The organism is Pseudomonas sp. FG29 (assembly GCF_057809355.1).
Genome location: NZ_JBMDJU010000003.1, coordinates 93,878 through 118,731, shown reverse-complemented (window position 1 = coordinate 118,731; position 24,854 = coordinate 93,878). Strand labels below are relative to the sequence as shown.

Annotated in this window: 20 protein-coding genes and 2 pseudogenes; 11 read left to right on the top strand and 11 right to left on the bottom strand. The window is 60.5% G+C overall.

Annotated elements, in window-relative coordinates; all coding sequences use genetic code 11:
• Positions 1-112: 112 nt before the first annotated feature.
• The 3 genes from ACODS1_RS05770 to lipB all read left to right on the top strand — a co-directional run bounded on the left by ACODS1_RS05770 (position 113) and on the right by lipB (position 2,253).
• On the top strand, positions 113-1,288 hold the full coding sequence (locus ACODS1_RS05770) for a D-alanyl-D-alanine carboxypeptidase family protein (RefSeq protein WP_489084898.1): 1,176 nt from the start codon (positions 113-115) through the stop codon (positions 1,286-1,288).
• Positions 1,289-1,351: 63 nt separating this feature from the next.
• On the top strand, positions 1,352-1,630 hold the full coding sequence (locus ACODS1_RS05765) for a DUF493 domain-containing protein (RefSeq protein WP_159973647.1): 279 nt from the start codon (positions 1,352-1,354) through the stop codon (positions 1,628-1,630).
• A gap of 5 nt (positions 1,631-1,635) precedes the next feature.
• Positions 1,636-2,253 carry a lipoyl(octanoyl) transferase LipB gene (gene lipB, locus ACODS1_RS05760; RefSeq protein WP_489084897.1) on the top strand — a complete coding sequence of 206 codons (618 nt, stop codon included), beginning with the start codon at positions 1,636-1,638 and terminating at the stop codon, positions 2,251-2,253.
• A 58-nt stretch (positions 2,254-2,311) separates the two neighbouring features.
• Here the strand turns inward: lipB and lipA are convergent, their stop codons facing one another.
• The 6 genes and pseudogenes from lipA to leuS all read right to left on the bottom strand — a co-directional run bounded on the left by lipA (position 2,312) and on the right by leuS (position 9,467).
• Complete coding sequence (gene lipA, locus ACODS1_RS05755) at positions 2,312-3,364, bottom strand: lipoyl synthase (RefSeq protein ID WP_489084896.1); 1,053 nt, start codon at positions 3,362-3,364, stop codon at positions 2,312-2,314.
• Between the two features lie 134 nt (positions 3,365-3,498).
• Positions 3,499-4,758, bottom strand: coding sequence for a lytic murein transglycosylase (locus ACODS1_RS05750; RefSeq protein ID WP_489084895.1), 1,260 nt, complete (start codon positions 4,756-4,758; stop codon positions 3,499-3,501).
• 81 nt (positions 4,759-4,839) lie between these two features.
• Positions 4,840-4,986, bottom strand: a pseudogene (gene arfA, locus ACODS1_RS05745) (alternative ribosome rescue factor ArfA); the annotation flags it as partial.
• Positions 4,987-5,113: 127 nt separating this feature from the next.
• Positions 5,114-6,148, bottom strand: a complete 1,035-nt coding sequence (gene holA, locus ACODS1_RS05740) for a DNA polymerase III subunit delta (RefSeq protein ID WP_489084894.1) — start codon at positions 6,146-6,148, stop codon at positions 5,114-5,116.
• 39 nt (positions 6,149-6,187) lie between these two features.
• On the bottom strand, positions 6,188-6,799 hold the full coding sequence (locus tag ACODS1_RS05735; protein WP_489084893.1) for an LPS-assembly lipoprotein LptE: 612 nt from the start codon (positions 6,797-6,799) through the stop codon (positions 6,188-6,190).
• A 55-nt stretch (positions 6,800-6,854) separates the two neighbouring features.
• Positions 6,855-9,467 carry a leucine--tRNA ligase gene (leuS, locus tag ACODS1_RS05730; protein WP_489084892.1) on the bottom strand — a complete coding sequence of 871 codons (2,613 nt, stop codon included), beginning with the start codon at positions 9,465-9,467 and terminating at the stop codon, positions 6,855-6,857.
• A gap of 179 nt (positions 9,468-9,646) precedes the next feature.
• On the opposite strand from leuS, the gene ACODS1_RS05725 reads away from it, so the two are divergent.
• Both ACODS1_RS05725 and ACODS1_RS05720 read left to right on the top strand, forming a co-directional pair.
• Complete coding sequence (locus ACODS1_RS05725) at positions 9,647-10,072, top strand: hypothetical protein (RefSeq protein WP_489084891.1); 426 nt, start codon at positions 9,647-9,649, stop codon at positions 10,070-10,072.
• A gap of 24 nt (positions 10,073-10,096) precedes the next feature.
• Entirely contained in the window at positions 10,097-10,867 is a 771-nt protein-coding gene (locus ACODS1_RS05720; protein WP_489084890.1) for a YdcF family protein, read from the top strand.
• A 140-nt stretch (positions 10,868-11,007) separates the two neighbouring features.
• Here the strand turns inward: ACODS1_RS05720 and lnt are convergent, their stop codons facing one another.
• The 4 genes from lnt to pilB all read right to left on the bottom strand — a co-directional run bounded on the left by lnt (position 11,008) and on the right by pilB (position 16,439).
• The gene (gene lnt, locus ACODS1_RS05715) at positions 11,008-12,531 is read right to left on the bottom strand and encodes an apolipoprotein N-acyltransferase (protein WP_489084889.1); all 1,524 of its coding nucleotides are present in this window, start codon (positions 12,529-12,531) and stop codon (positions 11,008-11,010) included.
• A 111-nt stretch (positions 12,532-12,642) separates the two neighbouring features.
• Entirely contained in the window at positions 12,643-13,512 is an 870-nt protein-coding gene (locus ACODS1_RS05710; RefSeq protein WP_489084888.1) for a prepilin peptidase, read from the bottom strand.
• Positions 13,513-14,733 carry a type II secretion system F family protein gene (locus tag ACODS1_RS05705; protein ID WP_489084887.1) on the bottom strand — a complete coding sequence of 407 codons (1,221 nt, stop codon included), beginning with the start codon at positions 14,731-14,733 and terminating at the stop codon, positions 13,513-13,515.
• A gap of 2 nt (positions 14,734-14,735) precedes the next feature.
• Positions 14,736-16,439, bottom strand: a complete 1,704-nt coding sequence (pilB, locus tag ACODS1_RS05700; protein WP_489084886.1) for a type IV-A pilus assembly ATPase PilB — start codon at positions 16,437-16,439, stop codon at positions 14,736-14,738.
• 194 nt (positions 16,440-16,633) lie between these two features.
• On the opposite strand from pilB, the gene ACODS1_RS05695 reads away from it, so the two are divergent.
• The 3 genes and pseudogenes from ACODS1_RS05695 (at position 16,634) to hepT (ending at position 19,747) form a co-directional block, all read left to right on the top strand.
• Positions 16,634-17,119: a pilin gene (locus tag ACODS1_RS05695; RefSeq protein WP_489084885.1), complete on the top strand. Its 486-nt coding sequence runs from the start codon at positions 16,634-16,636 to the stop codon at positions 17,117-17,119.
• A gap of 57 nt (positions 17,120-17,176) precedes the next feature.
• A complete protein-coding gene (locus ACODS1_RS05690; RefSeq protein ID WP_489084884.1) occupies positions 17,177-18,535 on the top strand; it encodes a sulfatase-like hydrolase/transferase in 1,359 nt (452 codons plus the stop codon).
• Between the two features lie 789 nt (positions 18,536-19,324).
• Positions 19,325-19,747, top strand: a pseudogene (hepT, locus tag ACODS1_RS05685) (type VII toxin-antitoxin system HepT family RNase toxin).
• A gap of 14 nt (positions 19,748-19,761) precedes the next feature.
• Here the strand turns inward: hepT and nadC are convergent.
• A complete protein-coding gene (nadC, locus tag ACODS1_RS05680; protein WP_489084883.1) occupies positions 19,762-20,610 on the bottom strand; it encodes a carboxylating nicotinate-nucleotide diphosphorylase in 849 nt (282 codons plus the stop codon).
• Positions 20,611-20,924: 314 nt separating this feature from the next.
• On the opposite strand from nadC, the gene ACODS1_RS05675 reads away from it, so the two are divergent.
• The 3 genes from ACODS1_RS05675 to ampE all read left to right on the top strand — a co-directional run bounded on the left by ACODS1_RS05675 (position 20,925) and on the right by ampE (position 24,767).
• The gene (locus tag ACODS1_RS05675; protein WP_489084882.1) at positions 20,925-23,201 is read left to right on the top strand and encodes a DUF1631 domain-containing protein; all 2,277 of its coding nucleotides are present in this window, start codon (positions 20,925-20,927) and stop codon (positions 23,199-23,201) included.
• A gap of 169 nt (positions 23,202-23,370) precedes the next feature.
• Positions 23,371-23,937 carry a 1,6-anhydro-N-acetylmuramyl-L-alanine amidase AmpD gene (gene ampD / locus ACODS1_RS05670; protein WP_322980199.1) on the top strand — a complete coding sequence of 189 codons (567 nt, stop codon included), beginning with the start codon at positions 23,371-23,373 and terminating at the stop codon, positions 23,935-23,937.
• Complete coding sequence (gene ampE / locus ACODS1_RS05665) at positions 23,934-24,767, top strand: regulatory signaling modulator protein AmpE (protein WP_489084881.1); 834 nt, start codon at positions 23,934-23,936, stop codon at positions 24,765-24,767. Before ampD ends, ampE begins: the two co-directional genes overlap by 4 nt.
• Positions 24,768-24,854 lie beyond the last annotated feature (87 nt).

The following is a 24,854-nucleotide window of genomic DNA, read 5'->3' as shown; positions in this document are numbered from 1 at the left end:
ATGGCACTAAACCGGCATTGGCCGGACTAACCCACGGGTCACCATGCTTGGCGGCCGGGTAAGGCTCCTTCGGAGCCGCTTCACAATCCACGCAACGACTTTCGAGAGACGGATGAACATCACCAGCTTCGCGCAACGTGCCTTCCTCTTCCTGACCCTGTTGGCTTCGCCACTGGTCTGGGCCACCCCGCAGGTCGTACCGGCACCGCCGCAACTGGCGGCTACCGCCTACGTGCTGATGGACGCCGCCACCGGCCAGGTGCTGGTGGGCGAGAAAGCCGACGAGCGCCTGCCGCCCGCCAGCCTGACCAAACTGATGACGGCCTATATCGCCACGCTGGAAATTCAAACCGGCAAGATCGGCGAGAAAGACATGGTCACCATCAGCGAGCATGCCTGGCGCACCGGCGGTGCCGGTTCGGGCGGCTCGACCATGTTCCTGCCGGTCAATAGCCAGGCCAGCGTCGGCGACCTGCTGCATGGCGTGATCATTCAGTCCGGCAACGACGCGAGCATCGCCCTGGCCGAATACATCGCCGGCAGCGAAGACGCCTTCGCCGACATGATGAACACGACTGCCGAGCGCCTGGGCATGAAGAATACCCACTTCATGAACGCCACCGGCCTGCCGGATCCGCAGCACTATTCCAGTGCTCATGACATGGCCATCCTGGCGCGCGCGATCATCAACGAAGATGCCGACCATTACGCCATCTACTCGCAGAAGGACTTCCTCTGGAACAACATCAAGCAGCCCAACCGCAACCTGCTGCTGTGGCGCGACAAGACCGTCGACGGTCTGAAGACCGGCCACACCCAGGAAGCCGGTTACTGCCTGGTGGCCTCTGCCGTACGTGACGGCGCGCGCATGATCACTGCCGTGTTCGGCACCAACAGCGAGCAGGCCCGTGCCGCCGAAACCCAGAAGCTGCTGACCTATGGCTTCCGCTTCTTCGAGAGCCGCACCTTCTACCAGAAGGGCACCGAACTGGCCCAGGCGACCGTCTGGAAAGGCCAGAAGAGCGTAGTCAAGGCCGGTCTGGCGCAGGATCTGGCGCTGACCATGCCCAAGGGCCAACTGGAAAAACTGCAGGCCGGCATGACCCTCAACCCGCAACTGAGCGCCCCGATCGCTCAGGGTGACGTGATCGGCAAGGTCGAGGTCAAGCTGGGTGACGAAGTGGTGCACAGCGCCGATCTGGTCGCCCTGGAGCCGGTTGAAGAGGGTGGTTTCCTGCGTCGCCTGTGGGACAGCATCAAGCTGTTCTTCTTCGGCTTCTTCAATTGATACCGCGGGCCGCTCTTACCTGGAGCGGCCCCTTTCTGGACGGGCTTCGAGCCCGCTGACGCCATGACCGATACCGACGTTCAAGCCCCAAAAATCGAATTTCCCTGCGAGCGTTACCCGATCAAGGTGATCGGCACTGCAGGTGAAGGTTTCTCCGATCTGGTAATCGAGGTGATCCAGCGCCATGCGCCGGATCTGGATGCCTCGACGCTGGTGCTGCGCGATAGCCGCAACGGCAACTTCCTCTCCGTGCAGGTACTGATCACTGCCACCAGCGTCGAGCAGTTGCAGGCGATTCACGTCGACCTGCGCGCCACCGGCCGCGTGCACATGGTGCTGTGACGAGCATGCCCGAACTCATCGTGCGCCACCTGGGGTTGGTCGAGTATCAGCCCACGCTGGATGCGATGCGTCAGCTGACCCGTGAGCGCGATGAGCAGTCGCCCGATGAAATCTGGCTGCTGCAGCATCCCCAGGTATTCACTCAGGGCCAGGCTGGCAAGGCCGAGCACCTGCTGGCACCGGGGGACATTCCGGTGGTGCAGGTGGAGCGTGGCGGCCAGGTGACCTATCACGGCCCAGGGCAACTGGTGGCCTACCTGATGCTGGATCTGCGTCGCCTCGATCTGGGTGTGCGTGAGCTGGTCACCGCCATGGAACAGAGCCTGGTCGACCTGCTCGCCGGCTATGGCATCGAGGCGGCGCCCAAGGCGGATGCGCCGGGCGTCTATGTGGCGGGCGACAAGATCGCCTCGCTCGGTCTGCGCGTCAGCCGTGGCTGCTCGTTCCACGGTCTGGCGCTCAACGTGGATATGGACATGACGCCGTTCCAGCGCATCAACCCCTGCGGTTACGCCGGGCTGAAGATGGTGCAGATGCGCGATCTGCTCCAAGCACCGCCAGCGTTCGACGAGGTGGCGAAACGGCTGGAACAGGCGCTGCGGGGCAGGCTGGGGTATCGCTAAGCAGCAGAAAAGAAAGGGGGCGCCATGGCGCCCCCTTTCGTTTATCCCGTGATAGCTGTCAGTTCAGATTCAGCGCCGGAATCAGGCTGGTATCGACGTCCTGGCCGGGCACCGGTACCGGTGCGGCGAGGCCCAGGTTGTTCTTCTCGAACACCCGATCAGCGCGGTAGCTGGAGCGCACCAATGGGCCGGCGGCGACTTCCATGAAGCCTTTCTCCAGGCCGATGTCACGGAAACGATTGAACTCTTCCGGGCTGACCCAGCGCTGCACCTTGAGGTGGTTGCGGGTTGGCTGCAGGTACTGGCCGAGGGTGAGGATGTCCACGCCGATGGCGCGCAGGTCATCCATGGTTTCGATGATTTCTTCGTCGGTTTCACCCAGGCCCAGCATCAGGCTGGTCTTGGTCAGCACATCCGGGCGATGCTTCTTGGCGTGTTCGAGTACCTTGAGGGTCTTCTCGTAGCCGGCGCGCGGGTCACGAACCACGTGGGTCAGGCGTTTGACCGTCTCGACGTTCTGCGCGAAGACTTCCAGGCCCGAATCCACCACGCGTTCGATGGCCTGATGGTCGCCGTCGAAGTCGGGCGTCAGAGCCTCGACCACCACGTGCGGGGTGTTTTCCTTGATCGCGCGCACGCAGGCTGCGTAATGGCTGGCGCCGCCGTCGTCGAGGTCGTCACGATCCACCGAGGTCAGCACGATGTAGCGCAGCGCCATCAGTTCCACCGACTTGGCGGTGTTCTGCGGTTCTTCCAGATCCAGCCAGCCATTGGGGTTGCCGGTGTCGACGGCGCAGAAGCGGCAGGCGCGGGTGCACACCGAGCCCATCAGCATGATGGTGGCCGTGCCGTTGGACCAGCACTCGCCCATGTTCGGGCAGTGCGACTCCTGGCACACGGTGCTCAGGCGATGCTCGCCGACGTTGCGCTTGACCGCCTCGAAGCGGCTGCCCCCCGGCGCCTTGACCCGCAGCCATTTGGGCTTGGGCTCGAACACCTGAGGCTCGGCCGAGCCACGGCGTTTCTGACCATCCTTGATCGCAGTGATACCTTGGGCGGTGCGGAATTTTTCGCCGCTGGCGACGGGTTTGGACGAGGAGGTGTCGGACATCGGAAATCAGGGCTCCGGTAGAGGCTCCATGGGGCGGGCGGCTTTTGGCCGCCGGGGAGTTTACCACAGCGGCAGGAAGGCCGATGCCGGCTGATCGTCGCCGCACTGCCACGCTGAGTGCGTGGCAGGGATGCTCAGCGCGTGCGCAGCAGTTCCAGCAATTCCAGGTTCGGATAGCCGTCAGCGGCTTCGCCCTGCTGCAGTTGCAGCAGGCGGATGGCCTTGCGCGTATTGGCACCGATGATGCCGTCGGCCGGGCCTGGATCGAAGCCGTTCTTGGCCAGTAGCTCCTGCAGCTCGATGCGTTCGCTGCGGCCCAGTTGGCGTTCGTCGCGCGGCCAGCTGGCCTGGATCTCGCTGGGCTTGAGGAAGTTGTCGGCGAGCAAGCCAATGGCCAGGGCGTACGAGGTGGAGTTGTTGTAGCGCAGGATGCTGCGGAAGTTATCCAGCAGCAGGAAGGCCGGGCCGCGATGGCCGGCTGGTAGTACCAGCGTGGCGCGGCTGTCCGGGCTTGCGCCTTTGCTGCTGCTGGCTGGCGTCACCCCGAGTGCCTGCCACTCGGCCAGGGTGCGACGTTGATCCGGATCGGCGTGGAAGTAGTCGAACTGCTTGGGCAGGCGCACCTCGAAGCCCCAAGGCTGACCGCGTTGCCAGCCCGAGGATTGCAGGTAGTGGGCTGCCGAGGCCAGGGCATCGCCCGAGGATGTCCACAGGTCACGTTTGCCGTCGCCGTCGAAGTCCACGGCGTGTTCGTTGTAGGTGGTGGGCATGAACTGCGTCTGCCCCATCGCCCCGGCCCAGGAGCCGACCATGCGCTCGCTGGGGATGTCGCCGTGCTGCAGGATTTGCAATGCAGCCAGCAACTGGTTGCGCCAGAAGCCCTGGCGACGCCCTTCAAAGGCCAGCGTGGCCAGGGAGCGGATCACGCTGTTGCTGCCGATGTTGTTGCCGAAGTTGCTCTCCAGCCCCCAGACCGCCACCAGGATCGGTGCATCGACGCCATAGCGCTGTTCGATCTGGCGCAGCATGACGTTGTGCTGCGCGAGCAACACGCGACCACGGCCGATGCGGCTGGCCGAGACGGCGCCGTCGAGGTATTCCCAGACGGGGCGGGTGAATTCCGGTTGGCTGCTGTCGGCTTTCATCACCGCAGGGTCAGGGATGATGCCGCTGAAGGCATGGTCGAAGACGGCGGCGTCGATACCTTTCTCCAGTGCTTCAGCACGTAGCGCCTGGCGCCAGTCGGCGAAACTGAGAAGGGTCGGTACGTCGCTGACCTGAGCCGTCGGCACGCTGGTCGCGGTCGGCAGATTCTCGGCAGGCGCCTGGGCGCAGGCTGCCAGCAGGAGGAGGGGAAGCAGGGCCAGGGGCGAACGGGAAAACTGGGATGGCATGTCTATCTCAGGGGATCTAAGCAGGCAGTTACCTTAGCATGCTCGGGCCTGGTACAGGGCCATCAGCGAAATCGCAGGACGCATAAAGCAAGAAGCCTCCCAGTTGTGGGAGGCTTCGCGGCGGTAGCTGCCTTTGCCTTTCTGTGGTCGCTCCTGGCGGCAGCGGAACAGTGGCTGGGCGACGATGGATTTGGCCTTGTTCGGCCGTTTGCCGGTTTTCTTGCTCATGGCGTGTCCTCATGCAGGCTGCCTGCGCTGATGCAGGCGGCGCGGACTATGCGCCGCTGTACAGAAAATGTCCAGGCCGTAGGGCGGGTGTAACCGGCCGTCTGGTTAATGGCGGGTTGCACTCGCCCTACTGGGTGAGACGCAGGCGTTGCCCGGCGAGTTGCAGGGTCAGCAGGGCCAGCTCGCTCCAGGGGTTGCCGGGTGCCTGGCCCTTGATCTGTGCATCGATCTGTTGCGCCTGCAGCAATAGCTGCCCCCAGCGCTTGCTGCTGTGTCGTTGCAGGGCTTTGGACACGAGCGGGCGGCGCTTGTCCCAGACCGGGGGGCGCGCGCTGGCAAAGGCCTTTTCCAGGGGCACACCCTGGGCATGCTGGTGCGCCAGGCTGGCCAGCAGGCGCAGTTCGCGCGCAAGTGCCCAGAGGATCACCGGCGTTTCCACGCCTTCGCCACGTAACCCCTCGAGCATCCGCAGGGCGTGCGCGGCTTCGCCATTGAGGGCCGCATCGATCAGGCCGAAGACATCGAAGCGCGCACTGTCGGCCACTGCCGCCTGGACAGTCTCGGCATCCACCTGGCTGCCTTCTGCCAACAGCTTGAGCTTTTCCACTTCCTGGGCGGCCGCCAGCAGGTTGCCTTCGACGCGTGCGGCGATCATGTCCACTGCGTCAGGGCTGGCGCTCAGTCCTGCCTGGGCGAGCCGCTGGCGAATCCATTGCGGCAACTGATGGGCATCGACCGGCCAGATCTGGATGAACTGCGAGCTGGCGCCTTCGATCAGGGCCTTGGCCCACTTGGTTTTCTGCGTGCTGCCATCGAGCTTGGGCAGGCTGAGCAGTAGCACGGTGTCTTCCGGCGGGCGGCCAAGATACTCGAGCAGGGCCGCTGCGCCCTTGTCGCCCGGCTTGCCTGAGGGCAGGCGAAGTTCGATCAGCCGCTTCTCGGCGAACAGCGACAGGCTGGCACCGGCTTGCAGCAGGTTGCCCCAGTCGAAGTTGGCTTCGGCATTGAACACCAGGCGCTCGGCGAAACCCTGCTGGCGGCAGGCACTACGTAGCGCATCGGCAGCCTCCTGACACAGGAGGGGCTCGTCACCGCTGATGACGTAGACCGGTGCGAGCGCACCTTGCAGATGTTTGCCGAGCTGGGCGGGGGACAGTTTCATGGGCGAGGGAGTCGGGCCGCGCTGAGCGGCCCGTTAGCATCACTGACGCGGCAGTTCGATGGGCGATTGCTGCGGCGCGACCTGCGCTTCGCGTGCTTTGCGCGCGGCTTCTTCTGCGTCGGCCTCGGCCCGTGCGCGGGCGACGGCAGTCTGCTCCAGTTGGTCGAGTTGCTCCGGAGTGATCAGGCTCAGGCGCGTGACCAGTTGCTGTACCAGATCGCGACGCATCTCGCCACGCAACTGTGCGGCTTGCTGGTCGGAACCGATCAGGTTGTTGCTGTCCTGCTGATAGTAGTTCTGAACTTCGAGTTCATTGCTGGTCAGCAGCAGGTTGTTCGCGCCACGGATCTCATATTCGATGCCCATGGTCAGCTCGTACTCGGCATTGCGCCCGTTGCTGGTGTAGCTGGCTGAGCGGGTTTTTTCGCTTTCTCGGGCGAGAACCAGCTTGTACGGGGCGCCGGGGTACACCTTGACACCGTTGTTTTCCAGCGCCTCACGCACCTGTTGAACGTTTTCCCCATAGGCATTGCGGCCGCTGACGCTCAGTTCGGTCAGGGCGAAGTGGGTGCTGCCCGTGCCGCGCAGTTGAAAACCACAGGCGCTGAGCAGTGCGGCCAGGCCGATGACCAGCAGATTCCGTTTCATCATTATCAAATCCCCTTGGCGGATCACGGCGCCACACGACGGTGGCGCCGAGCTTACATCAGTTGGCGACTATGTTGACCAGCTTGCCCGGTACCACGATGACCTTGCGGATGCTCAGGCCTTCGGTGAAGCGCAGCACGTTCTCGTTGGCGCGGGCGGCAGCCTCGACTTCTTCGCGGGAAGCGGAGGCCGGCACTTCGATCTGCCCACGCAGCTTGCCGTTGACCTGCACCACCAGGGTCAGGCTGTCCTGCACCAGGGCGGTTTCATCGACCTGTGGCCATTGCGCGTCGATCACTGCATCGCTGTGACCCAGGCGTTGCCACAGCTCGTGGCTGATGTGCGGGGTGATCGGCGCCAGCAGCAGGGTAACGATCTCCAGGCCTTCGTGCAGCAGGGCGCGATCCTGTTCGGTCGCGGTAGCGGACTTTTCCAGCACGTTCATCAGCGTCATCACCTGGGCGACGGCGGTGTTGAACTTGTGGTGCTGGCCGATATCGTTGCTGGCCTGCTTGATCGCCAGGTGGATGGCGCGGCGCACGGCCTTCTGGTCATCGTTGAGGCTGGCGACAGCCAGCTTGCCCGGCAGACCCGCAGCAACATGACCGTGAGCCAGACGCCAGACGCGGCGCAGGAAACGGTTGGCACCCTCGACGCCGGCATCCGACCATTCGCAGCTCTGATCGGGCGGCGAGGCGAACATCATGAACAGGCGGCAGGTATCGGCGCCGTAAGCGTCGATCATATCCTGCGGGTCGACACCGTTGTTCTTCGACTTGGACATCTTCTCGGTGCCGCCGATTTCCACCGGCAGGCCGTCGCTCTTCAGCTTGGCACCGATGACCTTGGCTTTGGCATCACGTTCGACCTCGACGTCGGCTGGGTTGAACCAGTCCTTGCCACCGTTTTCGAGGGTGCGGTAATAGGTTTCGGCGACCACCATGCCTTGGGTCAGCAGGTTCTTGAACGGCTCGTTGGACGACACCAAACCCTCGTCGCGCATCAGCTTGTGGAAGAAGCGCGCGTAGAGCAGGTGCAGGATGGCGTGTTCGATACCGCCGATGTACTGATCCACCGGCAGCCAGTGGTTGGCTGCAGCCGGGTCGACCATGCCCTTGTCGTAGTTCGGGCTGGCGTAGCGGGCGAAGTACCAGGACGACTCGACGAAGGTGTCCATGGTGTCGGTTTCGCGCTTGGCCGGTGCGCCGCATTTCGGGCAGTTGCACTCGTAGAACTCGGGCATCTTGGCCAGCGGCGAGCCAGCGCCATCCGGCACCACGTCTTCGGGCAGCACCACCGGCAACTGGTCTTCCGGCACCGGTACGTCACCGCAGGTGTCGCAGTGGATGATCGGGATCGGGCAGCCCCAGTAGCGCTGGCGGCTGATGCCCCAGTCGCGCAGGCGGAACTGGGTCTTGCGCGCGCCGTGCTCGCTGGCTTCCAGGTCGCCGACGATGGCGTCGAAGGCAGCGCTGAAGTCCAGGCCGTCGTACTTGCCGGAGTTGATGGTGGCCAGGCCGGCCTTGTCGCCGTACCAGTCCTGCCAGGTGCTGGCGTCGTAGTCCTTGCCTTCACCGGCGTAGACCTGCGTGATCGGCAGGTCGTACTTGTTGGCAAATTCGAAGTCACGCTCGTCATGGGCCGGCACGGCCATCACCGCGCCTTCGCCGTAACCCCAGAGCACGTAGTTGGCGACGAACACCGGCAGCTTGTCGCCAGTCAGCGGATGGATGACGAACTGGCCGGTGGCCAGGCCCTTCTTCTCCATGGTGGCCATATCGGCCTCGGCCACGGAGCCGGACTTGCACTCGGCGATGAAAGCGGCAATCGCCGGATTGGATTCGGCTGCGCGCTGGGCCAGCGGGTGTTCGGCGGCCACGGCGACGTAGGTGGCGCCCATCAGGGTATCGGGGCGGGTCGAGTAGACCTTCAGTTGGCCGTCGATGCCGATGCTGGCGACGTCGTAGTCGAACACGATGTCGGCACCGAAGCTCTTGCCGATCCAGTTGCGCTGCATGGTCTTGACCTGCTCGGGCCAGCCATCCAGCTCATCCAGGCTGCTCAGCAGCTCTTCGGCATACGCAGTGATCTTGAAGTAGTACATCGGGATTTCGCGCTTCTCGATCAGCGCGCCCGAACGCCAGCCGCGGCCGTCGATGACCTGCTCGTTGGCCAGTACGGTCTGGTCAACCGGGTCCCAGTTGACGGTACCGTTCTTGCGGTAGATCACGCCCTTTTCGAACAGACGGGTGAACAGCCACTGCTCCCAGCGGTAGTAATCCGGCTTGCAGGTGGTGACTTCACGCGTCCAGTCGATCGCCAGGCCCAGCGATTTGAGCTGGGACTTCATGTAGGCGATGTTCTCGTAGGTCCACTTGGCCGGCGCCACCTGGTTCTTCATCGCGGCGTTTTCGGCCGGCATGCCGAAAGCGTCCCAGCCCATCGGCTGCAGCACGTTCTTGCCCTGCATACGCTGGTAGCGGGCGATCACGTCACCGATGGTGTAGTTGCGCACGTGCCCCATGTGTAGCTTGCCGCTGGGGTAGGGGAACATCGACAGGCAGTAGAAGGTGTCCTTGCCGGGCTGTTCGCTGACGACGAAGGATTTCTGCGCGTCCCAGTGGGACTGCGCGGCGGCTTCTATTTCACGGGGCGAGTACTGTTCGTGCATGGCTCTGGCGCTGAAGGAATGGGGCTTGCGGAAAACGTCGTAGCATACATGAGCGCCGTCTATCGAGGGAAACCCAGATTACGCCGGGCCCGCCGTTTGTCGCGGTGCCAGGCCACCTGCAGTGCCTCCGCTACTCTTTACTCGAAGCCCCTGCGTAATTGGGGCTCACGAGGTGTTCGATGGTCGATGTACAGCAAGGGGAACGCAGTGGCCTTTACGAGCGGTTGCTGCAGCGGCTTGCCCTGGCGCTCGAGGAGGCCGATACCGCCAGTCGTCTGCATGCCGAGCCCAGGCGTGAGCTCGAGCTGGATGGGTTGAGCCAGGCCGAGTTGGAACTCATCCATGCTTATCTCAATCGTGATTTGCACTGGTTGCGCGGCTGGCACGCGGCGGCCGAAGAGCTGGCGCTGATTCAGCGGCAGCCATTGCGCGGTGTGAAGCCGGCGGCGAGTCGCCGAGTCGGCAAGGTCAAACCCATGATGAAGCGGCGTCAGGCATTGTGCTGTGCACTCTGTGGTGCCTCCGTGAGCTGGCACCGTGGCCAGGATGCGCAGGCATGCCAGGCCTGTGGATCGAAGCTGTTCCGCAGCGGCAATCCCCGCTAGGCTTGGGCGCCCTGGAGGTGCCTGATGCCGATTCGCTTCATCTTCAAGCAGTTGCTGATGCCGCCCGGCATCCTGCTGATCCTGATTGTGCTGGCCTGGTGGCTGCGCCGCCGCTTTCCCCGGTTGTCTGCGGTGTGCTTCGTCACTGGTCTGGGCGGCCTGTGGCTGATGAGTTTGCCGGCCGTGACGCAGTTGAGTGCGCAATGGCTGGAGCGTGAGCCCGTGCTGGCGCCAGAGCAATGGTCGACATTGGCGCAGCGAGCCGATGCCATCGTCATCCTGGGCGCCGGACGGGAACAGAACGATCCGGGCTGGGGCCGAACGGATCAGCCCGGCATCTGGGCGCTCGAGCGTTTGCGTTATGCCGCACGTCTGGCGCGTGCCTCGGGCTTGCCCTTGGCCGCGACGGGCGGTTTGCATTACGGCCAGCCACCCAGCGAGGCCGCGTTGATGGCCGAAAGCATGAGCCAAGATTATGGCCTGCCCATTCGCTGGCTGGAGGAGGAGAGCCGAACCACCTGGGAAAACGCGCAATTCAGCGCCAGGCTGCTGCAGCCTCAAGGGGTGAAGCGCGTGGTGCTGGTCACCCAGGCCTGGCACATGCCGCGGGCGCGCTGGAGCTTCGAGCAGGCCGGGTTCGAAGTGATCACAGCGCCGATGGGCTACTTCAGCACCAGCTACGAACGCCCGCTGGACGGCTGGTTGCCGGAGTCGCGGGCGATCTGGCAGAGCAGCATGCTGCTCAATGAAGTCATCGGCTTGATGGCGTATCCCATCGTCTACGGTAAGCAGTAGGGCCTACTCGCCGCAGGCATTACGCCTGCGGATTTTTCGTCCCGAACACTGGCGGGCTGCTCGCTTCGCTCGCGAGACCGCCCTACAGCGGGTAGCTCGGATGCAATCCGGGAGTCGTGGTGCGACGATTGAAGCCGTCCCTATACCGTCTTGGCCATGCGACTGGCCAGTAGCGCCCAACCCAGCAGCAACGCGCACAGGATTGCCAATGGCCAGTTGCGCCACTGCAGATAAGGCGTCAGCCCCTGCATGGCCTGTACTTCGCCATAGAGCACGGCCTGCTCGAACTGGGGCAGCCATTCCTTTACGCGGCCGTGGGGATCGATCAGCACGGTCACACCGTTATTGGTGGCACGGATCATCCAGCGACCGGCTTCCAGTGCGCGCATCTGTGCCATTTGCAGGTGCTGCAAAGGGCCGATGGAGGTGCCGAACCAGGCGTCGTTGCTCACGGTCAGCAGGATGTCGCTCTGCGCGGCGAGCTGTGCTGCAAAGTCCGGATACACCACCTCGTAGCAGATGTAGGGCGCTATTCGGTAACCCTTGGCCAAAAGCGGAGGCTGATCCGAAGGGCCTGGCGCGAAGTCGGACATCGGCAGGTCGAAGAAGGCGATCAAGCCGCGCAAGATTTCCTGCAGCGGTACGTACTCGCCAAAGGGCACCAGCTTCTGTTTGAAGTAGGTGCCCTGGCCTTCACCAAAGCTGGTGATGGCGTTGTAGTAACGCATCTCGCCGCGCGCGTTGGGTTGGCGTACCGGCACACCGGTGATCAGCGCCATGTTGCGTTCACGGGCGAAACGATCCATCACGCCGATATAACCCTGTGCCTGATCCTTGAGGATCGGGATGGCGGTTTCCGGCCAGATCAGCAAATCTACCGGTTTGGCGCTGAAGCTGAGGTCGCGGTACAGCGCCAACTGAGCATTGAGTTGTGCCGGATCCCATTTGAGGTTCTGCGCGACGTTACCCTGGATGGCGGCCACCTTGAGCGGCTGGTTCTTGGCACTCGTCCAGGCGTGATCCTGCAGCGCCAGCCCTGCACCCCAGGGCGCAAGCAGAATTATTACCGCCGCGACATAGAACGGCTTTTTCGGGCGCAGCGCGTTGAGGTTGACGATCAGCGCCGCCGACAGCGCCAGCACGAACGACAGCAGCCAGACCCCGCCCACTGGCGCCAAGCCAGCCAGCGGGCCGCTGAGCTGGCTGTAGCCCGCGTAGAGCCAGGGGAAGCCGGTCAGGAACCAGCCGCGGAATACCTCCTGAGCGACCCACAGCGCGGCGAAGGCCAGGGCATCCGGTAGCGGCGCCTCGCTGCGCCTGAACCAGCGTGCCCATAGCGCGCCGGGTAGGGCGAAGAACAAGCCAAGCCCGGCAACGAAGCCCAGCGTCAGCAGGCCCGCCAGTGCTGGCGAGGCCGCGCCATAGTCATGAATGCTGACGTACACCCAACTGGTGCCGGAGGCGAACAGGCCGAAGCCATAGCTCCAACTGCGCAAGGCTGCCTGGCCGGGACGCAGCTCACGCAGGCCGAAGTAGAGCAAGGCGATGGAAATGACGGCCAACGGCCAGATATCGAGGGGCGCCAGCGCCAGTGTGGTGAGCGCGCCGCCCGCCATCGCGAGCAGATGGCCGGGCCAGCCCGGGCGGGTTATCCATTGCGGCATGGAAGCATCCTGGGGATTGAAGTGGCGCAAGGGTAGAGCGGATTGCGATGCGGGGAAAGTAGCGCAGGCTTATTGTCCGGAAGGCGGCTCGGAGAACCCGAGCCGCATCAGTCAAAATCCGGCGAACTGCAGGTAGCGAGTGGTAATGGCGTCACCCCAGAGCAGGGCGATCCAGCCAGCAATGGCCAGGTAAGGGCCGAAGGGAATTGGTGTGCTGGTGGCGCTACCGCGCATACGCAGCATGATCACCCCGAGCACCGCGCCCACCAGTGACGACAGCAGGATGGTCAGCGGCAGCACTTGCCAGCCCCCCCAGGCACCGAGCATGGCCAACAGCTTGAAGTCGCCATAGCCCATGCCTTCCTTGCCGGTGATCAGCTTGAACAGCCAGTACACCGACCACAGACTCAGGTAACCGGCAATCGCCCCCCACAGGGCCTCTTCGAGGCTGGTGAACAGCCCGAAGTCATTGACGATCAGCCCCAGCCACAGCAACGGCAGTACCAACACGTCCGGCAGGATCTGGTGATCCGAATCGATCAGGCTCATCGCCAACAGGCCCCAGCTCAGAATCAGCATGGCGCCGGCCTGCCAGGTGAAGCCGAAATGCCAGGCGATATAGCCCGAGAGCAGGCCGCAGGCCAGTTCAACCAAGGGGTAGCGCTTGCTGATGGGCGCCTTGCAGCTTGCGCATTTGCCGTGCAGAAACAGGTAGCTGATGACCGGAACATTCTCCCAGGGGCGAATTTCGTGGTCGCAGTGAGGGCAGCTCGAGTTGGGCAGAATCAGGTTGAAGGTGGCCTGTTTGGGTGCGGCCGGTAGCTCCAGCACCTCGCGTGCCTGGCTTTGCCAGTCACGCTGCAGCATCAGGGGCAGGCGATAGATGACGACGTTGAGGAAGCTACCTACCAGCAGGCCGATCAAGGCGATACAGAAAACAAAGGCCAGCGGGTTGCTGGCCAGAAAGTCGAGAACGAGCATTTAAACCACGGCGCCCAATTGGAAGATCGGCAGGTACATGGCGATGATCAGGCCGCCAACCAGTACACCCAGCACAGCCATGATGATGGGCTCCATCAGGCTGGTCAGGCCGTCGACCATATTGTCCACCTCTTCTTCATAGAAGGAGGCAACTTTGCTCAGCATTTCATCGAGAGCGCCGGATTCCTCGCCGATGGCGGTCATTTGCACAGCCATGGAGGGGAAGATGCCTGTGGTCTTCATCGAAAAGTTGAGCTGCATGCCGGTAGAAACATCGGCCTTGATCTTGTTGGTCGCGTTCTTGAAGACGATATTGCCGGTTGCCCCGGATACGGAGTCCAATGCATCGACCAGCGGTACGCCTGCAGCGAAGGTGGTTGATAGCGTGCGGGCAAAGCGAGCTACGGCAGACTTGTAGAGAATGTCACCGATAATAGGCAGCTTGAGCACGAAGCGATCCACCGAATCTCGGAACTTCTGCGAGCGTTTCAGCGCTTCCTTGAAAGCGAAGGCGGCGGCGAATATCGCGATCAAGAAAATGAACCACCATTCCTGCAAAACTTGAGAAATATTTATGACCATTAAAGTGAAAGCGGGAAGCTCGGCGCCAAAGCTGGAAAATACCGACTCGAACTGCGGCACTACCTTGATCAACAGAATGGCGGAGACGATGATCGCCACGACGACTACCGCGATGGGGTAGTTCATTGCCTTCTTGATCTTGGCTTTCAGCGCTTCGGTCTTTTCCTTGTAGGTGGCGATACGATCCAGCAGGTTTTCTAGGGCGCCGGCCTGTTCGCCCGATTCCACCAGGTTGCAATAGAGTTCGTCGAAGTATTCGGGCTTCTTGCGCAGCGCTGCCGCAAAGCTGTTACCGGCGGCGACCTCCTGCTTCACTTCGTCCACCAGCTTGCGCATGTTGGCGTTGTCGAAGCCCTCGGCGATGATGTCGAAGGACTGCAGCAAAGGCACACCTGCCTTCATCATGGTCGCCATCTGCCTGGTGAAGAGGGCGATGTCCATGGGCTTGATTTTCTTGCCTTTGCCACCGAGCGAAAGGCCCGATTTCTTGCGCACCTTGGTCGGGTTTATGCCTTGCTTGCGCAGTTGCGCCTTTACCAGCGAGGGATTTTGTCCACTAATCTCGCCTTTGACGACCGCGCCGCTTTTGTTCTTGCCTTCCCAGGTAAATACACTGGTTTTCAGAGCTTTTGCCGCCATGGTTAATCCTTGGTTACGCGGTTGACTTCCTCAAGGCTGGTAACCCCTTGCATGGCCTTGAGCAAAGCGGAGGTGCGCAGATCATTAAAGCCGTCTTTACGCATCTGGGTGGCGATATCGATGGAATTGCCTTCCTCCATGATAATGCGCTGCAGGTTGGGCGTGTTTTTAACCACTTCATAAATACCGACACGGCCCTTATAGCCGCCTTTGCAGTTATCACAGCCAACCGGGCCGTAAATCTTGAAGGTGCCGATCTTGTCTTCGGGGAAGCCTTCGGCCAGCAACGTCTCGCGTGGCACGTCCACTTCTTTCTTGCAGGTGCTGCACAGCTTGCGCGCCAGGCGCTGGGCGATGATCAGGTTTACCGAGGTGGCGATGTTGAAGGACGGAACACCCATATTGCGCAGGCGCGTCAGGGTTTCCGCAGCACTGTTGGTGTGCAGGGTAGACATCACCATATGCCCGGTCTGGGCGGCCTTGACAGCGATGGAGGCGGTATCCAGGTCGCGGATCTCACCGACCATGATGATATCCGGATCCTGACGCAGGAAGGCGCGTAGCGCCTGGGTGAAATCCATGCCCTGCTTGGGGTTGACGTTGACCTGGTTGATGCCTTCGAGGTTGATCTCCACCGGGTCTTCGGCGGTGGAAATATTCACATCTGGCGTGTTTAGGATATTCAGGCCGGTATAGAGCGATACCGTCTTGCCCGAGCCAGTGGGGCCGGTGACCAGAATCATGCCCTGCGGTTGCTTGAGAGCATTCATATAGAGCTCTTTCTGCTCTTCCTCGTAGCCGAGGGCGTCGATACCCATTTGCGCGCTGGTAGGGTCGAGAATCCGCATCACGATCTTCTCGCCCCATAGGGTAGGCAGGGTGTTGACGCGAAAGTCGATGGCCTTGGTCTTGGATACGCGCATCTTGATTCGCCCATCCTGCGGCTTGCGCCGTTCGGAAATATCCAGCGCGGCCATTACCTTGAGGCGAGCGGAAATACGTGGCGCCAACTGGATCGGTGGGCGCGCCACCTCATGGAGGATGCCGTCGGTACGAAAACGGACGCGATAGGTCTTCTCATAGGGTTCGAAGTGCAGGTCGGAGGAGCCGCCCTTGATGGCATCCAGCAGCATCTTGTTGACGAAGCGCACCACTGGAGCATCGTCCGCATCGGCGCCTGCTTCGCCTATTGGCTTGTCGTCATTGACCGCCTCGACATCCAAACCGTCCAGATCGACGTCAGCCAGATCATCCATGCCGCTATTGGACGATTCGAAGAACTTGTCGATGGCATCGCCGAGTTTGTCGTCCTCGACCAGAATGGCCTCGGTATTGAGCCCGGTACTGAACTGAACGTCGGTGACAGCCTGGTGGTTGGTGGGGTCGGAAAGACCGACGAACAGTTTGTTGCCGCGCCGCCACAGCGGCAGCACGCGGTGCTGGCGCACCAGTTTCTCGCTGACCAGCTCACGCGGCTGGCTTTCCTTATCGATGGTGTTGAGGTCGAAGAACGCGACGCCGAATTGCTCGGACGCCAATTCCGCCAGGGCGCGACTCTTGACCAGCTTGTTCTGTACCAGATAGGTCACCAGTGACAGCTTGTTGCGCTGGGCTTGCTGCTGGGCTTGTTGGGCGGCTTTTTCGTCCAGTAGCCCGGTTTGCGCTAATTGCCTGGCCAGGCCGGAAAGAGAAATGCTGTCGTTCATCACGGGCTCCACACATAATCTTTGCCTTATAGCCCAGTTGCAGGGGCGCTGCCAAACCTCGCAATTGAAGGTGACAAAAAATGACAGTTAGTGGCGAGACTTGTGCTGGTCGGTGACTCTGGGAGCCGGGAAAGGCCTGTTACGGAGCGTGTTTGAGAGTTGGCACGTCCTGTGCTTTTGTGTCAGGTAGGTCAATGGGCCTATTCAATTTGGAGAAAAAAATGAAAGCTCAAATGCAAAAGGGTTTTACCCTTATCGAATTGATGATCGTGGTTGCCATCATCGGCATCTTGGCTGCCATCGCGATTCCTCAGTATCAAAATTATATCGCTCGTAGTCAGTTCTCCGAGTCCCATGCTTTGCTTGGCGGTGCTCGTACTGCTATCCAGGAACGCATTGATCAAGGAGAAGCATTCGCCGCTTCGACAGGCGCTGCTAACGCCACCACTAACGCTTTAGGCTTGCAGCTTACCGGTGAGTACGGTGCAGTAACAGCGCCGGCGTACAACGGGACTGACGGAAGCTATGTGCTGACTTATACTTTCGGCACTACTGGTGTTAATGCTAATCTTGCTAGTGACACCGTAACCTACACATACACTCGCGATACCGGCCTGTGGAACTGTGCAACTACGGTTCCTCAGCAGTATGCTAGCAAGTGCGGTGCTGCTGGTTCTTAACTGCTTGCGATTCAATTACGCCCCGCAATGCGGGGCGTTTTTATATGGGGTGATGTATTGAGAAGTACTTCTTCTTTTCTTTGGTTGATTGGTGTGGTTGTTTTTCCAAATATTGTATTTGGACTGCTTGCTTCTTATTTTGGGTTGGGTCGGCCTTATGTGAATTTTGATTATATATTTTGTGCTGTTGTTTTTTTTACTCCGTTGCGTTTTTTGTTTTATCCGTTGCTCTTGATTTGTGTTTTTGTGGACTCAATAGTCCTGGTTGGTCAGGTGTTTCCTTTTGTTAGGTTGCAAGATATAGCTTATCTTATGGGTTTTATCCCTGTCGCTGCTTTAGGTTGGCAGGTTTTGTTTTGTGTGCTGGTGGTGTTGTTGTTATTTGTGTTCTGGTTCTTTTTTCTTTCAGTTAGGCGTTCTACGTTATTAGGTTGTCTGGCGTTATTGAATTCTTCGTTGCTGTTCTATGTGTTTTCAGTGTACGGAGGAGATGTAGAACGCGGAAAGTTTTGGCGTGTGCCTGAAGGCGTTCCTGTTTCGAGTCAGGTTGTTTATTTTTATACATATCGCCAAGGTGCGTTTCTTGAGAAGTATTTCGAGGAAGGGCAGCCATTTGCCAAGGCAGCTTATAAAGGGGCCTCTGATGCGTGGTTTGATGTGGGTGCTGAGTTTCAAGATAAGGTCTTGCTTATTGTTAATGAGTCTTGGGGGGCTACTTCAAATCCTCTGATTTTTGAGCGCCTAATAAGTCCTCTTCTCGAGCTCAAGAATGTTGATGTGGTGGAGTCTGGTTCAAAAGATTTTGTAGGGGCCACCGTAGCTGGAGAGTTGAGAGAGTTGTGTCGCCTTCAGCCTAATCATTTTAACTTATCCAATGTTTCAGAAGGATTTGAAGGGTGCTTGCCTGGGTTTTTTAAAAGGCAGGGTTACGCCACGCACGCTGTGCATGGTGCGGTTGGGCTGATGTATGATCGTGTTCACTGGTATCCTCGGGTAGGTTTTGATGAAAGGGTTTTTTTCGAGAGTGGGTCGTGGAAAGAGCGCTGCTACTCCTTTCCCGGGGCGTGTGATCTTGAGTTGATGACGGTGCAACTCAAGCCTTTGTTGAATCGGAAGGGTAAGGATTTTATATATTGGCTAACGCTCAATACTCATTCGTTTTATGACTCTCGTGACTTGCGAGGTGATTTTTTTGACTGTGCCGAATATGGTGTTTTAGTTGGTGGTGAGGCTTGTAGAAATCTCAAGCTGCAAGCTCAGTTTTTTAAAGGCTTAGCAGGTTTACTTTCCGGTGTGACTTCAAAGCTTGATGTGATAGTTGTGGGTGATCACGCTCCGCCAATGTTTGATCAGCGGGAGAAGGACAAAATTTTTGTTGATTCTAAGGTTTCTTATATTAAGCTCAAGATTAGATAGGGTGTGAGTGCTGCTTGTTTGGTGGGTTTTATGTCTTGCTATATGGTTTTTTGATGGGCTATCTTTGGAATGTGGAGCTATTGGTTGGTCAGTTCGTTAAACTCTAGGGGCATGCATTTTTAGTTGATATCAAGTCATGCTCGCTTGGAGCTTAGTCAGTTGATCAGAAGCTATTAAATCGCCCTGCTTTGGTGTTTTTAATGTCGCAATTGCCTAGCGTCGGTCATCATATGCGCACCTATACTATATGTGCGAGCAAATATCGACGGGTCATCTATATATTTCATAACGTAAATAACGTCACCAGCGAGTAGCTCGGGTAGGGCAACGCGAAACCCGTGATCATTCTGCGTGATGCAGGAGTGGCAGGGGGATAGACTGCTCGCTAGGTAGACGGAGGTTTATCATAAATGATGCAGCTCTGGTCGAGTTGTTACGCTCGCGGCTAGATGGTTTTATGGCTATTTACGCTTTTGGTAGTCGCGTTCAGGGTACGGCGGACGAGCACAGTCACCTCGATCTGGCTGTGTTGGTGTAAAGCTATTTTGACCCGCTGGTGCTGTGGGCGTTAGCGAGCTAGGCGGCGGAGATTGCTGGCTGCCCGGTTGATCTGCTGGACTTGCGCAGAGCCTCTAGCGTGATTCAGCAGGTGCTGACTAAAGGTGAGTGCAGGGGGTGTCCATGGCGATGAGGCCGGTTTGTTCGAGTGCGCCGTACTGAGCGAGAAGCTCGAATTGGGTCGTGCCAGGGCTGCGCTGCTCCGAAATATCGAACAAGATGGGCGTCTCTATGGCGGATGATGTGTTGTTGAACAAGACTTCCAGCATCGAGCGTTGCGTCCGGCGGGAGCGGGAAGAATACGAACGTGATTCGGCGAGCTTGGCCGAGGATGTTACCCGCCAGGATGCGGCCATTTTGAATATTCAGCGCGCTTGTGAAGCGACACTGAATATGGGGGCAGCATCTGATTCGGTGTGAGCGTCTCGGTATCCTCAGAGTGCGCGCGATGTGTTCGCGCTACTCGCCATAGGTGGCTGGATCGACAATGGTCTGGTCGAGGCGCTCAAGCACATGGTGGGGTATCGCAATATTGCCGTGCATGGATACCAGGCGCTGCAGGTGTCGATTGCCGTGGCGGTGATTACCCGGCATCTGGATGAGTTTCTCGATTATTCCAGATGTATCTTGTTGAAGGACGCTCAGCAGGGCTAACGGAGGCCGGTGGCCTACAGCATCAGCCTCATCGACAAATCCACCGCCTTCACATCCTTGGTCAGCGTCCCCAGCGAGATATAGTCCACACCCGTCTCGGCAATCATATGCAGTGTGCTGTCGTTGATCCCACCCGAGGCTTCCAGTTTGGCGCGGCCTGCGTTTAGGTGTACGGCTTCGCGCATGTCCTCCAGTGACAGTTCGTCGAGCATGACGATATCGGCGCCGGCTTCCAGGGCTTCGCGCAGTTCTTCCAGGCTCTCTACTTCCACTTCCACCGGTTTGCCGGGGGCGATGCCGTGAGCGGCAGCGATGGCTTGGGCGATGCCGCCGCAGGCGGCGATATGGTTTTCCTTGATCAGGAAGGCGTCGTACAGGCCGATGCGGTGGTTGTGGCAGCCGCCGCAGGTGACGGCGTATTTCTGCGCCAGGCGCAGGCCGGGTAGGGTCTTGCGAGTGTCCAGCAGTTTCACCTGGGTGCCGACGACCAGGTCGGCGTAGTGGCGGCAGCGGGTGGCGACGGCGGATAAGGTCTGCAGGAAGTTGAGCGCGCTGCGCTCGCCGGTGAGCAGGGCACGGGCCGGGCCTTCCAGGGTGAACAGGGTCTGGTCGGCGCTCACGCGATCACCATCCTGCGCCTGCCAGTGCACGGTCACGCGCGGGTCGACCTGACGGAAAACGGCATCCACCCAGGCGGTGCCGCACACGACAGCCGCCTCGCGCGTGATGATCCGGGCGCTGGCCAGGCGTTCGGCAGGAATCAACTGGGCAGTAATGTCGCCGCTGCCAATGTCCTCGGCCAGGGCGCGGCGGACGTTCGCTTCGATTTCGCTGTGCAGGTCGGCGAGGATCAGGTTGGGCATGGGCGCCTCCGGAGTGAATTGCCGCCGATTATAAGTGGGGTATTGGGCGTCGGTGCAGCCTTCTCGTCGAGATGGCGAGGAAATGCAGCCCCTGGTCGCTGCAGCGGCACTATCCGGGCGTCGGGATGTCAGCCAACTATCTGTGATCTGCTTCATGGATGCGGGAAAAATGGGCTTGGTATGTCACACAGGCTCCCTATAATGGCTTTACTTTTTTCATTATTGACGCCAGGCCTTTGACGTTAGGGATGACGCTCGGTTGACGCTGTGCAGACCAGGAAGCCTGAGTTTCGGGCAGTCTGCGGGAGACTAGAATGAAGACCGACGCGAACGTGGTGCCTTTGAACAAGGCCACCGCTGAGCTATCGCCAACCTCGCCGGTAGGAAGATTGCCCGTGGCGTTGATACAGGTGCGTGACAAAGCGGCGCAGCAGCTCAAGCAGAGCCTGCAGAGCCTGTTCGACAACGCCGACGACACCCTCTTCGAGATGGCGGATCGGGCGACCAGCAATGCCGAGCAGAATGCCTTCTTCGAAGCCATGCGCGACCTGCGCCTCAAGCGCAAGAGCATCGAGCGTGGTTTCCTGCAGAAGGTTTTCGAGGCATTCGCTACGCTCAACCAGTACGAAATCGGCAAACCGCAGCCGACGCTGGATGCCGTTTCCTTCGACAGCCTGAGCCTGGTTCAGAACGACGAGCTGGAAGAAACCGTGGCCATGGATGCCATGGTGGCGCGGGTCATGAATCGTGATGGCGTTGCCCTCGGGCACCTGACCACTCGTCTCAATGCGGTGATCAGCCGCAAGCTCGACGACAAGAGCAACCCGCTCGGTCCAAGTCTGCTCTGTGAGTATTTCCTCGACGCCTGCAGCGGTCTGGGTGTCGAGATCAAGGTCAAGCTGATTATCCTCAAGCTGTTCGAGAAGTATGTGCTCGGCAGTTGCGAGAACCTCTACGCCGAAGCCAATCAGGTGCTGGTGAGTGTGGGCGTGCTGCCTGAGCTCAAATCCGCTCCGCCGCGCCGCCAGCCCCGTCCTGCAAGCTCTGCGGCGCAGTCAGCTGGTGACGGTGGCATGCCGTTGCTGGCCGGTGCTGACGAGGGCGTACAGGAAGTGTTCGGTGTGCTGCAGGAGTTGCTGGCAGAGGTTCGCGGCAGCGCAATGCCCCGTCGTACTGTGGCTGGCGACGCGCTGCCGATTTCCAGCAACGACCTGATGCGTCTGCTTTCTCATATGCAGCAACGTGCTCCCGCTCAGGTCGATGTGGACGACTTCGATCTTCGTCCTCAGCTCGAACAGTTGCTCGCGCGGGCCAGTGCCAAGACGGGCAAGACCCGTGTGGTCGGCGAAGTCGATGAGGACGTGATCAACCTGGTGTCGATGCTGTTCGAGTTCATCCTCGACGACCGCACGCTGCCGGACTCGCTCAAGGCACTGATCGGTCGCCTGCAGATCCCGATGCTCAAGGTCGCGGTACTGGACAAGACCTTCTTCAGTCGCGGCAGCCACCCCGCGCGGCGTCTGCTCAACGAGATCGCTTCGGCGGCTCTGGGCTGGGTCGATCAGGACGATGTGCAACGCGACAGCCTTTATCAGCGTATCGAGCAGGTGGTGCAGCGTCTGCTCAATGATTTCGTCGATGACCCGTCCATCTTCTCCGAGTTGCTGGCCGATTTCATGGCCTTCACCGGCGACGAGCGTCGCCGCAGCGAGTTGCTCGAACAGCGCACCCGTGATGCCGAAGAGGGCAGTGCCAAGGCCGAGCTGGCGCGCCGTGAGGTGGAGCAGGCGCTGAATGATCGCCTGCTGGGCAAGACCCTGCCCGAAGTGGTGGTGCGTTTGCTGCAGGAGGCCTGGAGCAAGGTGCTGATGCTTACCTGCCTCAAGCATGGAGTGAATTCGCCCGAGTGGCAGGCTGCCCTGCAGACCATGGATGAACTGGTGTGGAGCGTGGAGCCGCACGAGGAGCCGGAAGATCGCCAGCGTCTGCTGGAGCTGGTGCCGAGCTTGCTCAAGGCCTTGCGTGAAGGCATGAGCAGTGCCGCCTTCGATCCGTTCTCCACCAGTGAATTCTTCAGTCAGTTGGAGGTGCTGCATGTGCAGGCCTTCCAGCGCTTCAAGCGTCCGGCGCCGGAGCCTGTGCCTGCCGATGAGTTAGCAGCCGAGTCCTTGCTCGATGCGCCGCTGCTGGAGATCGAGCCCGAACCTGCCAGTGGCGAGCCGGCTATGGTCGAGGTGGTCGAGGAGATCGTCCTGCTGGCGCCAGGGCAAAGTCGTCCGCAAGAGCCTGAAGTGGCTCTCGATCTGGATGATGAGGCCGTTCAGCAAGTCGACAACCTGCGTGTCGGCAGTTGGGTCGAGTTCCAGGAGGACGAGGAGCACAAGCTGCGCTGCAAGCTGGCGGCGATCATCAAACCGACCGGCAAGTACGTGTTCGTCAATCGCACCGGCATGAAGGTGCTGGAAAAGACCCGCACCGGGCTGGCTGTTGAGTTTCGCCGTAACAGCATTCGCCTGCTGGATGACGCGTTGCTGTTCGATCGCGCGCTGGAGTCGGTGATTGGCAACCTCAGGCGCCTGAAGAACGCCTGATCGAATCAGACGCGCCAGTAGAAGCCTGCCAAGGGAAGAGCCGTGCAAGCGGCCTTTCCTGCCTCAAGGGTTTTGCATTCTGCATCCGGGCCTGGAGCATCGATATAGCCGTTGCCCTTGGCCGTCTCGCTCGGCTGCTCTAGAGTGGTGGCTCGTTCAGGAGCGCCTCATGCAGCTTGATCCCGCAACTGGCTGGTTCCAGGGCATTCGCCACTGCCCCTCGGCCAATTTCAATGAACGCCCGTGCGGCGAAATTTCGCTGCTGGTGGTGCACAACATCAGCTTGCCACCTGGTCAGTTCGGTACGGGCAAGGTGCTGGAGTTCTTTCAGAATCGGCTGGCTCCTGACGAGCATCCCTTTTTCGCCGAGATTGCCGAGATGCGCGTGTCCGCGCATTTCTTCATCGAGCGCGATGGTGCCCTGACTCAGTTCGTCTCCTGTCTGCAGCGAGCCTGGCATGCCGGGGTGTCGTGCTTCGAGGGGCGGGATAACTGCAACGACTTTTCGCTGGGCGTTGAGCTCGAAGGCACCGACGAGTTGCCATACAGCGATGCGCAATATGCTTGCCTGGGCGAACTGACGCGGCAGCTCATGGCTGCCTATCCGGCCCTGACTGACGCGCGCATTACCGGGCACTGCGATATCGCACCCGGGCGCAAGACCGATCCGGGCCGCGCTTTCGACTGGGCGCGGCTGCATGCCGAACTACGCGGTTGTGAAGGAGTGAACGCATGAGTTTTCTGGTGATCCTGCTGGTGCTCTGGGTGGAGAAATTTTCCGCGCTGCGCCGGCGCATCCAGCGTGATACGACCTGGCTGGCGCAGTTGCAGGTAATGCAGCGCGGCAATTTGCGTCAGTCGCCCTGGCTGATTCTGACGCTCATGGTTCTGCTGCCTGTGGTCGCCGTCGGTCTGCTTCTGCTGTTGGTGGAGCCGGTGTTGTACGGCCTGCTGGCGCTGCCCATCCATCTGCTGGTGGTGATCTACAGCCTGGGGCGTGGCGATCTGCTGCAGGCGCTCGGGCCATTTCGCGATGCCTGGCGCCGTGAAGACGGCCAGGCCGCTTATCACGTGGTGGAGCGGGATCTCGGTCTGCAGCCCGAGGATGGGACGGAGCTGCTCAGCCAGGTGCAGGGCTATCTGCTGTGGCAGGCGTACCAGAGCTTTTTCGCGGTGATCTTCTGGTACCTGCTGCTGGGGCCGGTTGCGGCGCTCGCCTATCGTCTGCTCGCGCTGGTCGCCGAGCACGCCGAATTGCCGGCCTTGCGTGAGCGCGCCGGGCAACTGCGGCATGCCTTCGACTGGCTGCCGGCGCGCGTGCTGGCATCGAGCTTCGCCTTGGTGGGGAATTTCGTTGCTGTCAGTCGTGCGTTGTTGCATGAACTGCTGAGCTGGGACATTTCCGCCGCGCAACTGGTGAGCAAGGCCGGGCGCGCTGCAGGGGAGGTGTCGGAGCCGGTACTGGGCGAGCAGGGCGTCGCGACGCTGGATCAGCTCTGGCAGTTGCTGATCCGCGCTGCGGTGGTCTGGTACGCGGGCTACGCGGTGTGGGTGCTGTTCGTCTGAGTCGAGGCGTCCTGCCTTCACCGCAAGCCGCGCCCGCTTGATCACGGGCGCTCGCTTAACCTTAAGTTACAGAGAACATCGTCGATA

What these genes read in the sequence shown, in the direction of transcription:
- ACODS1_RS05770 (WP_489084898.1), top strand. Translation starts at nt 113, where the DNA reads ATGAACATCACCAGCTTCGCGCAACGTGCCTTCCTCTTCCTGACCCTG.
- ACODS1_RS05765 (WP_159973647.1), top strand. Translation starts at nt 1,352, where the DNA reads ATGACCGATACCGACGTTCAAGCCCCAAAAATCGAATTTCCCTGCGAG.
- lipB (WP_489084897.1), top strand. Translation starts at nt 1,636, where the DNA reads ATGCCCGAACTCATCGTGCGCCACCTGGGGTTGGTCGAGTATCAGCCC.
- lipA (WP_489084896.1), bottom strand. Translation starts at nt 3,364, where the DNA reads ATGTCCGACACCTCCTCGTCCAAACCCGTCGCCAGCGGCGAAAAATTC.
- ACODS1_RS05750 (WP_489084895.1), bottom strand. Translation starts at nt 4,758, where the DNA reads ATGCCATCCCAGTTTTCCCGTTCGCCCCTGGCCCTGCTTCCCCTCCTC.
- holA (WP_489084894.1), bottom strand. Translation starts at nt 6,148, where the DNA reads ATGAAACTGTCCCCCGCCCAGCTCGGCAAACATCTGCAAGGTGCGCTC.
- ACODS1_RS05735 (WP_489084893.1), bottom strand. Translation starts at nt 6,799, where the DNA reads ATGATGAAACGGAATCTGCTGGTCATCGGCCTGGCCGCACTGCTCAGC.
- leuS (WP_489084892.1), bottom strand. Translation starts at nt 9,467, where the DNA reads ATGCACGAACAGTACTCGCCCCGTGAAATAGAAGCCGCCGCGCAGTCC.
- ACODS1_RS05725 (WP_489084891.1), top strand. Translation starts at nt 9,647, where the DNA reads ATGGTCGATGTACAGCAAGGGGAACGCAGTGGCCTTTACGAGCGGTTG.
- ACODS1_RS05720 (WP_489084890.1), top strand. Translation starts at nt 10,097, where the DNA reads ATGCCGATTCGCTTCATCTTCAAGCAGTTGCTGATGCCGCCCGGCATC.
- lnt (WP_489084889.1), bottom strand. Translation starts at nt 12,531, where the DNA reads ATGCCGCAATGGATAACCCGCCCGGGCTGGCCCGGCCATCTGCTCGCG.
- ACODS1_RS05710 (WP_489084888.1), bottom strand. Translation starts at nt 13,512, where the DNA reads ATGCTCGTTCTCGACTTTCTGGCCAGCAACCCGCTGGCCTTTGTTTTC.
- ACODS1_RS05705 (WP_489084887.1), bottom strand. Translation starts at nt 14,733, where the DNA reads ATGGCGGCAAAAGCTCTGAAAACCAGTGTATTTACCTGGGAAGGCAAG.
- pilB (WP_489084886.1), bottom strand. Translation starts at nt 16,439, where the DNA reads ATGAACGACAGCATTTCTCTTTCCGGCCTGGCCAGGCAATTAGCGCAA.
- ACODS1_RS05695 (WP_489084885.1), top strand. Translation starts at nt 16,634, where the DNA reads ATGGGCCTATTCAATTTGGAGAAAAAAATGAAAGCTCAAATGCAAAAG.
- nadC (WP_489084883.1), bottom strand. Translation starts at nt 20,610, where the DNA reads ATGCCCAACCTGATCCTCGCCGACCTGCACAGCGAAATCGAAGCGAAC.
- ACODS1_RS05675 (WP_489084882.1), top strand. Translation starts at nt 20,925, where the DNA reads ATGAAGACCGACGCGAACGTGGTGCCTTTGAACAAGGCCACCGCTGAG.
- ampD (WP_322980199.1), top strand. Translation starts at nt 23,371, where the DNA reads ATGCAGCTTGATCCCGCAACTGGCTGGTTCCAGGGCATTCGCCACTGC.
- ampE (WP_489084881.1), top strand. Translation starts at nt 23,934, where the DNA reads ATGAGTTTTCTGGTGATCCTGCTGGTGCTCTGGGTGGAGAAATTTTCC.